The 14,644-nt window shown below is 55.2% G+C and carries 11 protein-coding genes; 5 read left to right on the top strand and 6 right to left on the bottom strand.

Going from position 1 to position 14,644, the window contains the following annotated elements; translation table 11 throughout:
* Positions 1–18 precede the first annotated feature (18 nt).
* The 5 genes from astB (at position 19) to aldA (ending at position 6,334) form a co-directional block, all read left to right on the top strand.
* Positions 19–1,359 carry an N-succinylarginine dihydrolase gene (gene astB, locus EDF75_RS14690; RefSeq protein ID WP_133599955.1) on the top strand — a complete coding sequence of 447 codons (1,341 nt, stop codon included), beginning with the start codon at positions 19–21 and terminating at the stop codon, positions 1,357–1,359.
* Between the two features lie 10 nt (positions 1,360–1,369).
* Positions 1,370–2,365, top strand: coding sequence for a succinylglutamate desuccinylase (astE, locus tag EDF75_RS14685; protein WP_133600011.1), 996 nt, complete (start codon positions 1,370–1,372; stop codon positions 2,363–2,365).
* Positions 2,366–2,375: 10 nt separating this feature from the next.
* Positions 2,376–3,812 carry an amino acid permease gene (locus tag EDF75_RS14680; RefSeq protein WP_133599954.1) on the top strand — a complete coding sequence of 479 codons (1,437 nt, stop codon included), beginning with the start codon at positions 2,376–2,378 and terminating at the stop codon, positions 3,810–3,812.
* A gap of 77 nt (positions 3,813–3,889) precedes the next feature.
* The gene (locus EDF75_RS14675; protein WP_133599953.1) at positions 3,890–4,693 is read left to right on the top strand and encodes a YdcF family protein; all 804 of its coding nucleotides are present in this window, start codon (positions 3,890–3,892) and stop codon (positions 4,691–4,693) included.
* A 201-nt stretch (positions 4,694–4,894) separates the two neighbouring features.
* A complete protein-coding gene (gene aldA, locus EDF75_RS14670) occupies positions 4,895–6,334 on the top strand; it encodes an aldehyde dehydrogenase (protein ID WP_133599952.1) in 1,440 nt (479 codons plus the stop codon).
* Between the two features lie 51 nt (positions 6,335–6,385).
* Here the strand turns inward: aldA and gap are convergent, their stop codons facing one another.
* The 6 genes from gap to EDF75_RS14645 form a co-directional block, all read right to left on the bottom strand.
* Entirely contained in the window at positions 6,386–7,384 is a 999-nt protein-coding gene (gap, locus tag EDF75_RS14665) for a type I glyceraldehyde-3-phosphate dehydrogenase (protein ID WP_045855160.1), read from the bottom strand.
* Between the two features lie 336 nt (positions 7,385–7,720).
* Complete coding sequence (locus EDF75_RS14660) at positions 7,721–9,292, bottom strand: sensor domain-containing diguanylate cyclase (RefSeq protein ID WP_133599951.1); 1,572 nt, start codon at positions 9,290–9,292, stop codon at positions 7,721–7,723.
* A gap of 179 nt (positions 9,293–9,471) precedes the next feature.
* Entirely contained in the window at positions 9,472–10,044 is a 573-nt protein-coding gene (locus tag EDF75_RS14655) for a hypothetical protein (protein ID WP_133599950.1), read from the bottom strand.
* A gap of 295 nt (positions 10,045–10,339) precedes the next feature.
* The gene (locus EDF75_RS14650; protein ID WP_133599949.1) at positions 10,340–12,220 is read right to left on the bottom strand and encodes a hypothetical protein; all 1,881 of its coding nucleotides are present in this window, start codon (positions 12,218–12,220) and stop codon (positions 10,340–10,342) included.
* An 88-nt stretch (positions 12,221–12,308) separates the two neighbouring features.
* Positions 12,309–12,467 carry a hypothetical protein gene (locus EDF75_RS27105; RefSeq protein WP_166646182.1) on the bottom strand — a complete coding sequence of 53 codons (159 nt, stop codon included), beginning with the start codon at positions 12,465–12,467 and terminating at the stop codon, positions 12,309–12,311.
* 5 nt (positions 12,468–12,472) lie between these two features.
* Positions 12,473–14,191 carry a hypothetical protein gene (locus EDF75_RS14645; RefSeq protein WP_133599948.1) on the bottom strand — a complete coding sequence of 573 codons (1,719 nt, stop codon included), beginning with the start codon at positions 14,189–14,191 and terminating at the stop codon, positions 12,473–12,475.
* Between the last annotated feature and the right edge of the window lie 453 nt (positions 14,192–14,644).

The following is a 14,644-nucleotide window of genomic DNA, read 5'->3' as shown; positions in this document are numbered from 1 at the left end:
GGATTCTGTGAGGACACTATGTCTGGTTTTGAAGCTAATTTTGACGGCCTGGTTGGGCCAACGCACCACTACGCCGGGCTGTCGGTCGGTAACGAAGCCTCGCAAAATAACCGCGACGGCGTATCCAACCCGAAGAAGGCGGCGCTGCAGGGCTTATGTAAAATGAAGGCCCTCGCCGACAGGGGCTTTATTCAGGGGATTTTACCCCCGCAGCCGCGGCCGAATATCGCCGCCCTGCGCGGTCTGGGCTTCTACGGCAGCGATGAGCAGGTGATTACTCGCGCCGCCGCCGACGCGCCGCATCTGCTCTCGGCCTTCAGCTCCGCGTCATCGATGTGGACCGCCAACGCGGCAACGGTATCGCCATCCGCCGACAGCGCCGACGGCAGGCTGCACTTTACGGTCGCCAACCTGACCAATAAGCTGCACCGCTCCCAGGAAGCGCCCACCACCGCGGCGATTTTGCGCGCAACCTTTGCCGACGAAAATTATTTCGTCCATCACCATGCCCTCGCTCAGCACGGCGATCTGGGCGATGAAGGGGCGGCAAACCACAACCGCTTCTGCTACGACTACGGCCGTCAGGGGCTGCAGCTGTTTGTCTACGGCAGACGCGCCAGCGGCGGCGTGGCCCCGCAAAAATATCCGGCGCGCCAGACCCTGGAGGCGAGCCAGGCGGTGGCGAGGCTGCATCGGCTGAACCCGGAATATACCGTCTTTGCCCAGCAGGATCCGGCGGCCATCGACGGCGGTGTGTTCCATAACGACGTGATTGCGGTGAGCAATCGCCACGTGCTGTTCCACCATCAGCAGGCCTTTGTGCAGCAGCAGGCGCTGCTGGAGACCCTGCGGGAAAAAGCGGCCCGCCTGGATATTCCGTTTGTCAGCGTCGAGGTTCCGCAGGCGCAGGTGGGGCTCAACGACGCCGTCGCCTCGTACCTGTTCAACAGCCAGCTGCTGAGCAAACCGGACGGCAAAATGCTGATCGTGGTGCCGGAAGAGTGCCGCCAGCGGGAGAACGTCTGGCACTACCTGAGCGGGATGGTGAGCGACAGCGCCTCGCCGATCGACGAGCTGGCGGTATTCGATCTGCGCGAAAGCATGCGCAACGGCGGCGGCCCGGCCTGCCTGCGCCTGCGGGTGGTGCTGAACCACGCCGAGCTGGCGGCGGTGAATCCGCACAGCCTGATGGATGACGCGCGTTATCTGCAGCTCACGCAGTGGGTCGAGAAGCACTACCGCGATCGCCTCCACGCCCGCGACCTGGCCGACCCGCAGCTCCTGAGCGAGGTCTATCAGGCCCTTGATGAACTGACGCAGATTTTGCGCCTGGGCTGCATCTATGACTTCCAGCGCTAAGGGGCCGGGAATGGACGACAAGGTGAATGATTTGCTGCACTGCCGGCTGGCGAAGTGGGCGTTTCCCGCGGAAATCGAGGCGCGCTGGCTGGCTGGCGGCGTGCTGCAGCTGCTGCCGCAGAGGCCGTGGCGGCAGGCGACGATCGTTTCGGCCGGGATCCACGGCAACGAAACCGCGCCGATAGAGCTGCTGCTGGAGATTGTGCATGCGCTAAGCCAGGGCCGGCAGCCGCTGTCGCAGGCGCTGCTGATCGTCTTCGGCAACCTACCGGCGATCCGCGCCTCTCGTCGCTACCTGCATAACGACCTCAACCGCCTGTTCGGCGGGCGTCATCTGCGCGCGGCGCCGGGCAACGAGTCCCGACGCGCGGCAGAGCTGGAGGCGGCGGTCCTGGCGTTCTATACGGCGGCCGACGCGCAGGGCCCCGTCGCCAGAGCGCATCTCGATCTGCATACCGCCATCCGCGGCTCGCGCTACCGCCAGTTTGCGCTTCTGCCCGCGCGGGAGGGGGAGTACAGCGCCGGGTTTTATCGGCTGCTCTCTGCCAGCGGCATGGATGCGGTGGTGCGGCATACCGAACCCGGCGGGACCTTTACCCACTTTACCGGCGAGGCGTTCGCCGCCGAAAGCGCGACGCTGGAGCTGGGCAAGGTGATGCCCTTTGGCGAGAACGATCTGCGCCTGTTTGCCGCCGCCGATGCGGCGCTGCGGGCGACGATCGGCGGCGGCGCTCTGCCGTCGCGTCAGAAGGAGCCGATGCACCATTTTGTGGTTCAGGAGAGCATCATCAAGGGCGACGATCGCTTCACCTTGCACCTCGATGCCAAAATCGAAAACTTCACCGCGCTTGCCGCCGGGCAGGTTGTTGCCCGCCAGGCGGAGAAGACGTGGGTTATCGATGCCCGGGCTCCCTATATCCTGTTTCCAAATGCGGGAGTGGCAAACGGGCAACGCGCCGGTTTGCTGCTGAAGTCTGCCGCGCCATGCCTTTCTTTGCCTCTCTGAAGGAATCGACATGACTCAACATCAACGTGAGGGGCAGGAGCAGCCTGCCATCGACGGGGAGTGCCCGTCGCAGCTCAAACGCGGCCTTGGCGCCCGGCACATTCAGATGATTGCGCTGGGCGGCGCTATCGGTACCGGCCTGTTTATGGGGGCGGGACGAAATATTGCGGTGGCGGGGACCTCGATCCTGCTGATCTACCTGCTGGTGGGCTTTTTTACCTATATGGTGATGCGGGCGATGGGCGAAGTGCTGCTCACCCGCCTTGATTACCGCTCTTTCGCCGATTTCGTCGGCGATTATCTGGGGCCGCAGGCGAGCTTTTACCTCGGCTGGACCTACTGGCTGAGCTGGGTGGTGACCTGTATCGCCGACGTGGTGGTGTGCGGCAGCTATATGCAGTACTGGTTTCCCGAGATGTCGGCGTGGATGCCGGCCCTGAGCACCCTCGGCATCCTGTTCCTGTTCAATTTGCTGTCGGTGAAGATGTTTGGCGAAGCTGAGTTCTGGTTTGCGCTGATCAAGGTGATTACGATTATCGCGCTGATTGTGACCGGCGCGTGGATGATCGCCATCGGCTGGACCTCGCCGGACGGCGTGAAGGCTTCGCTGCACCATATCACCGACCCGGCGGTCTTTATGCCCCACGGCGTCACCGGCTTCCTCGCCGGCTTCCAGATAGCGATTTTCTCCTTTACCGGGATTGAGCTGCTCGGGACGATGACCGCCGAGACCCGCGATCCTCAGAAGATCTTACCCAAGGCAATCAACGCGCTGCCGCTGCGGATCATCATTTTTTATCTGCTGTCGATGGTGGTGATTATTGCCGTGGCCTCGTGGCCGGGCGTCTCGCCCGACGCCAGCCCGTTCGTGACCCTGTTCGCCAAAGCCGGCCTGCCCGCCGCCGCGGCGGTGATTAACTTCGTGGCCCTGACCTCGGCGATGTCGTCGGCCAACAGCGGGGTCTACTCCAGCACCCGCATGCTATACGGCCTGTCGGTTGAGAAACACGCCCACGGGCAGTTTCGCATCCTGTCGCGCCATACCCGCATTCCGGTGCGCAGCCTGCTGTTCTCCTGCTTCTGCATGCTCAGCGGCACGCTGCTGCTGTTCCTCGTGCCGAACGTGATGACTCTGTTCACCATCGTCTCGACGCTGGCGGCCATTATGGTGGTCTTCAGCTGGGGAATGATCCTCGTGGCCTACCTGGTGTATCGGCAAAAGCGCCCGGACCTGCATGAAAGCTCGACCTTTAAGATGCCGGCGGGCGTGGCGATGAGCTGGCTAAGCCTGCTGTTTTTTGCCTTCGCTATTTTTATCATGATCTTCGACCCCGATACCCTGAAGGCGCTGATCGCCACGCCGCTGTGGTTTATCGCCCTGTGGCTGTGCTGGAAGATGAAGCAGAAGCGAGAAGGGCAAACGCGGCTGGAGAAACTTAACGCCTGACGGGATACAATCGGCCTAATCGGCTGCGCGGCGATAAAGAGCGACTTTGTCGCCGCGCAAATTGAAAAGGAGAGGGTATGTCAGATAATTTCCCGGCGCTGTCCGCCGATACGCTGGCGGCAGCGAACCTCGTCGGCGCATGGCTGGCGCAGGACGATTTTACAACGCTGGCGCAGAAGCCGCCGTTTGAGGTGGTGGTGCTGGCGGGCAACGCGGTGATCCCAACCATTGATGCCGCCTGTCGGCTGGCGGCCGAGGCTGAGGTTCCGCTGCTGATAAGCGGCGGGATCGGCCATTCAACGTCGTTCCTCTATGAGGCGGTACGCAACGACCCGCGCTATGGCTCGCTGCCGGTTGAGGGGCGCGCCGAAGCGCATATCCTTGCCGATATCGCCCATCAGCACTGGCACATACCGCGCGAGCGGATCGTGGCGGAAGCGCGCTCCACCAACTGCGGCGAGAACGCGCGCTTTACCCGCGAGGTGCTCGAGGCCGAGGGGCTGGCGCACCGCGTTGGGGTGGTTATCCAGGACCCGACCATGCAGCGGCGCACGATGGCGACCTTCGCCCGGGTCTGGCAGGGAGAAGATCCGCTCCCGCGCTGGTACAGCTATCCGGGCTGCGCGCCGCAGCTGCGCAACACGCCGGAGCAGGGCCTCGCGTTCAGCGGCACTGCGCAGGGACTGTGGCCGGTGGGGCGCTATCTGGCGCTACTCCTTGGCGAGCTGCCGCGCCTGCAGGACAGCCCCCAGGGATACGGCCCGCTGGGCAAAGATTTTATTGCCCACGTTGATACGCCTCCCCGGATTGTCAGCGCGTGGCGCCAGCTGCGTGAAGATAGCCTCCTGACCCACGCCCTCGGGGATCGCACCTTAGGCTGATGGGTTTTGCCCGTTTGTGACGGATTTGTCGCAAACGGGCAGATTGTGTTGCCTGAATGTAACGTTTTCTCCGGGCTTTGGGCCCGATTCTATGAAGTAATTCACATAATCACGCCTGCGAACCGCTCCGGTCGTCTCTTATGGATAGATTTTTAACAAATAAATCACTTGTTAAAAACAATAAATCCACAGGAGTAGGCTATGACAGCACCCGTTCAGCACCCGATGTATATTGATGGTCAGTTTGTTGCCGGGCGCGGCGACGCCTGGATTGACGTGCTTAATCCTGCCACCGAAGCGCTGCTTTCCCGCATTCCCGACGGCAGCGCCGAAGACGCGCGGCGGGCTATTGATGCCGCCGAACGCGCGCAGCCGGGCTGGGAGGCGCTGCCGGCCATCGAGCGCGCCGGCTGGCTGCGTAAAATCGCCGCTGGGATCCGCGAACGCGCGGGGGAGATTGCGGCGCTTATCGTTGCCGAAGGCGGGAAGACCCAGCAGCTGGCGGCGGTGGAGGTCTCTTTTACCGCCGATTATCTCGACTATATGGCCGAGTGGGCGCGGCGCTACGAAGGTGAAATCGTGCAAAGCGACCGTCCCGGTGAAAACATCCTCGTGTTCAAACGCGCCCTCGGCGTGACCACCGGCATTCTGCCGTGGAACTTCCCGTTCTTCCTGATTGCCCGCAAGCTCGCCCCGGCGCTGCTGACCGGCAACACGATTGTGATCAAACCGAGCGAGTTCACCCCTAATAACGCCGTCGCCTTCGCGCAGATTGTCGACGATATCGGCCTGCCGAAGGGGGTATTTAACCTCGTGCTGGGCCGCGGGGAGACCGTCGGCCAGGAGCTGGCGGCGAACCCGAAAGTGGCGATGGTGAGCATGACCGGCAGCGTGGGCGCGGGGGAAAAAATCATGGCCGCCGCGGCGAAAAATATCACCAAAGTGTGCCTCGAGCTGGGCGGCAAGGCGCCGGCGATTGTGATGGATGACGCCGACCTCGAGCTGGCGGTCAAGGCGGTGGTCGATTCGCGGGTGATCAACAGCGGGCAGGTATGCAACTGCGTCGAGCGCGTTTACGTCCAGAAGGGGATCTACGATCGCTTCGTTAACCGCCTCGGCGAAGCGCTGAAAGCGGTGCAGTTCGGCGACCCGGCGCAGCGGGATGATATTGCCATGGGGCCGCTGATCAACGCCGCCGCCCTGGAGCGGGTCGAGGAGAAGGTGGCCAAAGCGCTGGCCCAGGGCGCGCGGCTGGCGCTTGGCGGCAAAGCAACCGGCGGTCGCGGCTATTTTTATCCGCCGACGCTGCTGCTGGACGTGCGCCAGGAGATGGATATCGTCCACGAAGAAACCTTTGGCCCGGTGCTGCCGGTGGTGGCATTTGACACGCTTGAGGAGGCGCTGGCGATGGCCAACGACAGCGACTACGGGCTGACCTCGTCCATTTATACGCGCGACCTGAACGTGGCGATGAAGGCGATTAAGGGGCTGAAGTTTGGCGAAACCTACATCAACCGCGAAAACTTTGAGGCCATGCAGGGCTTTCACGCGGGCTGGCGCAAATCGGGCATCGGCGGCGCCGACGGCCGCCACGGTCTGAACGAGTACCTGCAGACCCAGGTGGTCTATCTGCAGGCCTGAGTCGCGGGGTGAAAAGGCGGATAGCCGAGGGCTATCCGCTGCGGTTACAACCTATTTAGCAAACTTATCCAGCACGCGGATGAGCTGGGTGACGAAGCCGTATTCGTTGTCGTACCACGCCACGGTTTTGACCAGCTGAACGTCGCCGGCCTCGGCGATTTCAAGCTGGGTGGCGTCGTAAATCGAGCCAAAATGGCTGCCAATCACGTCGGATGAAACGATCTCCTCCTCGGTATAGCCGAAGGATTCATTATTCGCCGCCGCGTTCTTCATCGCCTGATTGACCTCTTCGGCGGTCACCTTTTTCTCCAGAATCGACACCAGTTCGGTGACCGACCCGGTTTTGGTCGGCACGCGCTGGGCATGGCCTTTCAGCCTGCCGCTGAGTTCGGGAATGACCAGACCAATCGCCTTCGCCGCCCCGGTGGTGTGCGGGATGATATTTTCCGCCGCCGCGCGCGAGGCGCGTAAATCCTTGCCGCGCGGGCCGTCCACCAGCGACTGGGTGCCGGTGTAGGCGTGAATGGTGGTCATCGTGCCGAGCCTGATGCCGAACGCATCGTGGAGCACTTTCGCCATCGGCGCCAGGCAGTTGGTGGTGCAGGAGGCGACGGAGATAATGGTGTCGTCCGCGGTGAGGGTGTCGTCATTGACGTTGTAAACGATGGTTTTCATCTCCCCGGCGGGGGCGGAGATGAGGACCTTTTTCGCCCCGGCGCTGAGGTGGGCCTGGGCTTTTTCCGTCGAGGTATAGAAGCCGGTGCACTCAACGATAAGCTCCGCGCCCGCGCTTTCCCACGGAATGTTCCGGGCCTCTTTCTCCGCGTAGACGGTGATGCTCTTACCGTTAACGATCAGGGCGTCGTCGGTGAAGTCCACGCTCCACGGGAAGGGACCGTAGTTAGAGTCATGTTTTAGCAGATAGGCCAGCACTTTTGGCGAGGTGAGGTCGTTAATGGCCACCACCTCCAGCGGGCTGTTAACTTCCAATAAACGGCGTAATACCAGACGTCCGATACGACCAAATCCATTAATTCCAAGCTTGCTCATGGACAATCTCCTGGTGAGTCGGTTAGAGGGTAAAACTCATACAGGCATACTCCAGTCGGCCGATTTGGGCAACCCGCAAAATCGACCGGGCGGCTAAGCTTTTGAAAAAACGCGACAGAAACATTAATGCTTTCGGCGATGAAGTGGGGCTGGGAAACACTGCCCGGCGGGGCTGATTGGTACGGTACGAGCCTGCTGTCGCGGAAAATAACCGAAGCAGGCTGCGTCACCGCGGCGGCCATCTCAAAGAGCAGCGCGCCGGGATAGGGTGACGCCGGGAGGCATTTTTGCCTCTCAGCATTATGGCACCAGCGTGGCGCAGTAATTCGCGGCCGTTCAGATGCGGGAAAAGCCTTCGGCGTCGGCGATAACCACGGCGTTGCGGCCGGAGCGTTTGGCTTCATAGAGCGCCAAATCCGCTTTGCGCAGAACGCCGTAAACGTCGTTTACGCTATCGCTGAACCCGGCAACGCCGAGGGAGATGGTCACCCTTTCGGCGTGGGGGAAATCGGCATTCTCGATCTCCATCCGGATGCGTTCCGCGACTTCTGCCGCCGCGGTCAGGCCGGTATCCGGGAGGAATACAACAAACTCCTCGCCGCCAAACCGGCAGGCAACCTGCCCGTCGGCGCAGAGGTTGCGCAGCTTATCGCTGAACGTGACCAGCACCGCATCCCCGCCGTCATGGCCGTGCAGATCGTTAATCTTTTTGAAATGGTCGATATCAATCGCAATGACGCAGCGCCCGGCGCAATGGGGGGACTGTTGCAGCAGGGTGCTAAACCCTTTGCGGTTATAGAGTCCGGTAAGCGGGTCCGTCATCGCTTCATCGCTGAGGGCGTTGACCCGCCGGGCCATTATTTGCAGATGCAGGCTGAACGCCTCTTTAAGGCGCTCGGCTTCCTTGTACCAGACGTTAATGTTGGCCAGCTTTTTGCGCGTGGACTCGTTGTTTTCTGCGCGGGTGAATTCGGCGAGCTTTTCTAGCGGTGCCGAAATGATGGCGGCAAAAAACGTCACGGTTGTCACCGTCAGGAAGATGATCGCGAGCGTGAACCAGAAGGCGTTTACCACCGTCTGCATTAATATACGCGATACGCTTTCCGACGCCCCCGAGATGATAATCTTCCAGTCGGCCTGCTTCAGGCTGGCGTAGCCCACCAGGCTGTCTGCGCTTTTGTCATCGCCAAAAAAGTGGCCGTTCTGCGCGTTAATAATCTGCTCCTGCAGGCCGGGTGCGGAGTTAAACTCGCCCCCAACGCGCGCCGGATTGCGATTAAAGATGATTTTTCCGTCATTATCGATAACGCTGACGTCCGTCGTATTTTCATAGAAATGCATGCTGAGAATATCGCTGAGCATGCTCTCTTTTTGCAGGTAGATGCTGCCGCCGATATAGCCGATATAGTCGCCGCCGGGGCTAAATAGTGGCTGAGAGACAAACACCACGTAATTACCCGCCGCCGAGATGAAGGGTTCAGAGATAAAGAGCTTTTTAGCGGCAATGGCCTGTTGGCTGGCGCTCGAGTGCAGCTTTATCCCCACCAGCTTGAGGCTCTCCGGGGAGGCGGCGGCAATAACGGCGTTGGAATTAACGATAACCACCGAGTTGAAAAAACCGGACTGCAGGCGCAGCCTTTCCGCTTCGCTCTTCAGCTGCTGGGGATCGTTAAGGGCTTTTATCTGCCCGGCGCTGTAGGCCAGCTCCCGCTGCGCCGTCACCAGGTAGCGGTCGGTGGTATCCGCCAGCTTACGGGCGTAAGCGAGGTTGTTCTCAAGCAGCCGGTTCTCAATATTGCCCTTCTGGAAAAGCGTCAGGGCGCTGAGCAGCAGCATTGATGTCAGCAGGATCCCTCCGACGGACAACATCAGCATGAGAGTGCGCAGATGCAGTTTTTTTCCTGGCATAAGTTTTCACGTATCTCAAAAATTTTGCGCATTTTATCAGTTTTTTAGCGCAGAACATAAGCCGCTTCTGCCGCTCCGTCGGCTAATAGCAGGTTCTGACAATCGGGCGACCGCCCGCTATTATGATGCATCGTTATGCGGGGCGTTAATCGCTGCTGCTTGTATGATATCAGGGGCGGTCAGAGCGTCCCATTCGGAGAACGCCAGGTGACATAGCTTGCGTAGCCTGAACCGGTACTCTCAATTTTTATCCAGCCCAGTCGCGTTAATTCCAGCGAAATAAATTTGTTTAAAATGCCGTGACCCATGCTGACTACGTGTCCGTATCGCTCCGCCGCGTCGATCAGCTTCCGCACCACCCTGGCGGCTCTCATTCGGACTTCAGCTTTTGCTTCAGAACCGCGCGCAAGATCGGCAAGCCAGAGCAGGCGAAACAGTATCAGCCAGATGCCGGAGGGGAATTTTATCAGCGGAACCTGGATAACCGGCAGCGGCGCTTCGCTGAGTTCGTGGAGGATAGCGTTCGGGTTTGCACCCAGCGTAGATAGAGACGTAAGCGCGCGCGGCAGGGGGCTGGACACGATATAGTCGGCGGCCTCGCAGGCGGATTTTGTCCTCGGGCAGGGCATTTCAGCTACCGTGGCCGCATTGTAATCCGCTATCCAGGCATGCATTTCGCGAGCTTTAAGCCAGCGCACGCCGCGGCGGGCTGCGATTTCAGGCTTCCCGTGCCGCATTAAGGTAATGTCCATATTGGTACAGTCTGGTAATGAAATAAGTAGAGGCAATATAAATACCGCTAATTACGCGCTATCGGCGGCATGAACAGGGGCGAAGGGGGCTATCGTAAAGCGGTGAGTGCCGTTTGCTGCGATCCGTATATCTCCCTGCCGTGGGGGCGCTTGAGGAAAAACTCGATAAAACGTAGGCTAGCTGATGCCTGTTTTTCCCCTTACTCCCTAAACTGAGTTCGTCTCTGCAGCCATCGAAACTTTCATTGATTGAAAGCGGCCATCGATGATAATAGCCGCTATTTTGATTGATGACTTAAACTTGCCGCATGTAAACATCAGTAATACGTAAATCAAACTCATATGCAATTTTTGAAGTATCTATCAGAATAAACGCATGAGTGGCCCAGTCCGGTGCTCTGTCAATACTCGGAGGTTGGTTAATTTCCCCTTGCATTTGGCCGGGCATAACGACTTTTTTTAGAGTCGAATTAGTACCACTGAATTTATATTCATAAACATGACCGTTCTGCTGAAGCGTTATTTCAGGCTCTCTATCCTGGTTTGGTCCGTGTTCGATTAATTTCGCCCAAATAATTTTTATTTGACAAGACTGACCCGTGCCAGCATAGGTGCTGGCCTTAATATGATGGATTACACTTCCATAACCTTTAAGTTTTATAGTGCCAAGAATTGCCTGAAATGTCCCTTCACCTGCGGCGCTATTGCGCCCCAAAGAGATATAGCCGTTACTCCTGTTTATACTAAAATTCGTGCTGACATCTGTCCCCCAACCATATCTGGATTTTCTGACATTATTAGTGCCGCCTGGTGGTAAAACCCAAACTTCCTCTGTCCACTTAACATTCTCTGGCCCACCGTTGTAGCAAGAACTATCAAGCCAGTTGTCTTGAACTGTAGGCGCTGTTCTAACTTGCGTCAGTAAATTTGGCCAAAAGGGAGATAGTTGGGTATCACGTAACGAAACATAACCGCTCCCATCAAACCATCCCGTAACATTAGCATCTCCTAAGGCTTGCATTTCTCCAAGATTAACTTTCTCAAAAACCACCCGAGATTTATTTCCACAGTAGAATGGATTGGATGTCGTAGGATATTTAACCTGGTCTGCGCCAGCCCTAAACGAAAATAATCCACCGGAAAAATTCACTTTGCATATTTTATCATCAGGAATGTTGATAATATAGTTTTGAGGACCATATCCTTCAACGTGACAATCCCGGAAAATGTGTTGCCCGCCTTCAATATGAATATACTTCCCTTCGTGCCCTGTGGGGTTTTGCTGCCCCTTGTTGCCATAAATATAATCAAAAGAGCAATTGAAGAAATAGCTGAAACCTGAATGTAGTTTTACGGCGCAGTTGCTTTGCGTGAAAACACAACTATGAAAATTCATCTCCTCGCCTGAATCTTGAGTGCCATCAGGGAAGTAATAACAGACATCACAATGATTGAAGGTAAACCCATACATCCGCAGAAAGTAAAAGTTTTTCGTCCCGGTTAAGCCATATGCGAAATTGTCCATCCCCCCACCAAAGAATGTTAACGAGTTTCGTGGGTAAATACCGGACAATGATGTTGAAAAGGTCATGCCATCAACATAGGAATCTATGCCCGGACCAATCATCCTTAAATTGTTAACGCTTAAATTACCTTGAGTATATCCACTATCATTTTGCCATTGAATTGCAACATTTCTTTCTGCTTCACTGACTCCAGCTGGAATCTCCGTAAAATCCAATAAAGCCCCTGAAAAATCATAATCGATGGTTTTAAGATCGAGTTTTAAAGATGAGTTGCATTTGAAGTGGCCAGTGCCAAATGAGAGCATTCCGTTTTTAATTAATCTATTACCATTCAGCGTTGATTGAGATCTTGCATAGTTATGAGCTTTTTGGATGGATAAACTATCATCGTTTATACCGTCCCCTTTGGCCCCAAACATATATGGTGAAACAGTACCTGATTTTTCTAAAGAACGTATCCATATCCAACTTGCTGCTGGACGAATAACGATGCCGCCATCATCTGCTCTTGTGCTATCCTGTCTGGCAATAAATAAACCTCCACCCTGAGCGGGGAATTGATCTAAATAATAAGATTTAAGATAGATCACATCATCATTGGAACCTGGTATGGTTGCTCGAAGTGTTGTAATATCAGAACAAGTGTTCAAATTAAACCTCCATTATTTATTGTTGGCAAATAGAATGTTATAACCGTGTAAATACAGCGCTGGTTGGTATTTGACAGGGGAGCGTTATTTAGGTTGGCGTCTCTTCTTCATTTAACAATCGCCATCCCATGGCATACAGGGTATATTGCTGTGATTCGAAAACATCAATGTGCTCAGCTTCTGTACCATTTTCATTAACGCTTACGCCTTTCAGATAAAGCCTAACTACTTTCTCTGTGATAGTCATCAGTATTACTCCGTCAGAACTTTGGTTGTTTTATCTGGATAGGATACGCTGCCATTTATTCCTGAAGCGGCTAATTTCCAGGCTGGCCCGCTATAACCTTCCATAATCAGGTTCCCTGAAATAACAGGCTGGCCGGTTGTTGAGCCAGTAATGATACAGGTTGACCAATTATGAATGGCTGTACCATTCCCCTGGATAATTATAGGGGCGCTATTTCCAAATTTATTCCTCAGGTTTATGCTACCAATAGACGGCACGGCACCATCACGCACCAATAAAGCCGTACCGAATGCCCGCTCAGAGTTGTATTGGTCGACCCGCGCGTTAGCTGAAAAACGTACCCATGTATTAGTGGCGGCTGATGTTGTAGCGATTAAATCAAGTTTATGTACCCGGCAGGCTTTTGCGAATTCTACTGAAACTCCGCCCTGCTGGTTGTTCATTTGCGCAATGTAGAAACCGTCAAAAACAATGCCGGCGGTGTTTAAATAAATATCATTATTAACTGTGCTTTCACCATGGAGGTAAACTGGACCAACGGAACCGCGCGTGATGGAAGATGTGCTGGAATCCGTGGCAGAACACAATACAGCACCATTTATAGCCATCTTGCTTCTTATCGAGATGCCCTCAAAGCGAAAGTTTTCGCTTCCGGAATTTATACCGAAACCCGAGTAAACATCCTTCGCATGAATAAAACCAATGTAGGAGTTCTGAATATTAAACCAGGCTACACCACCGCTTAAGCTTGCGATAAAGTTTTCTTTATAATGGCTGCCAACATTCAATACTCCGCCTAAGGTGATGTTGTCACCATTAAAGCTGAATGCTCCGGCACCGTAGTACTTACCGGTGACGTTAGTTATGACTATATCTCCCCCCTGGATCTCATCAGCTCCAATTGAGATTGCTACGCCGCGAGGCTCTCCAGCCTTACCTGCGGCCTTTCTGGATATCTCATCGGCATTCTGTGGCGTGATGCAACCTGCATACTCATAAGAAAAATTATCAACCTGAACATTGCGTCCTTTTAATACCAGCCCATCCCCAGAGCACCATCCAACGCGAGCATTAAATAGTTGATTTTCTCCAGTGACATTATCATCAGGATAGGTATAGCAACTATAGAGGGCATTTCTAAGGTTGTCCCCGTAAAGATCTCGTGTTAGCGTTTTACCATACGCCCGTATTACGTTGCATAAACCTTTTCCAGCTATTTTCTCTGCGCGACCAAATCCAAAGGATAAGCCAATAGACTTGTTAACAATGGACCATACTCCGTCTTTATCAGTATAACCTTCAAAGTTTAAAGAATAATAATTCCAGCCATACTTGATGACCTTAGTGGCCGTATTGGTTTCGTCTGAATATTGATGAAACGGCTCATAGGGGCCGGTGGTGATAATCGTCGCACCGTTACCAAGTATGTCTCGTCGTGAACCATCAATAAATCCTGGCACGAAAGCCAATACCGCAGGTGAGGAAATTAAATACCTTGCATCGGATCTTAGAGAGATGTTTTTCCCCGTTTTAGCCGCGAGCGTAAATGCAATTGAATCATCATCAATGCCATTTCCTTTTGCACCAAACCACTCTGGCATGACAAAATTTATTGCTTGTTGAACTGTACCCCCTTGTTCGAGAGCAACTAACGAAGCTCCTTTATCAATCGCTGTTGAAGCTAAATCTGCACGAAGGTCATCATCATTTGTTGAAATTTCCATTCATATTCTCCGCTGTTGTTGTTCACTTTATTTATACTGTATATTTATACAGTGTCAAGGCTATTTTTTGCTCTCCATTGCGCTTCTTCGGCGATGAGAATGATGATGTGAGCAGGCGCCAGCGCAGATGGCAGCGGTATACGGGGGTATTACTGATTTATCTAATCTGGAGAAGGCTCCAGTGGCCTGCTTGTCAGTAGACAAAATCTGGGCTCCCTGTGGCATATGAGAAAAACGGAAGGCTATGGAGATCAAAACCTCACTGCGGCTGACCTATACGGCTATCCATGTAATGCGAAGGCATTTCAATGCCTTGTAGGAGTGAACCGTTCATAAGGTGCGTGGCTAGGCCCGTCCTGGCCTGGAGGAGGGAACCTCGTTACGTGTGGGGATGTATGAAGTATGAACTGTAGCAGATGCGTAAGCAGGGAAGCGGCATCATCGTAAACTGTT

The organism is Klebsiella sp. BIGb0149 (assembly GCF_004362605.1).
Taxonomy (GTDB): domain Bacteria; phylum Pseudomonadota; class Gammaproteobacteria; order Enterobacterales; family Enterobacteriaceae; genus Klebsiella; species Klebsiella terrigena.
This window is presented reverse-complemented; position numbering and strand designations above follow the sequence as displayed.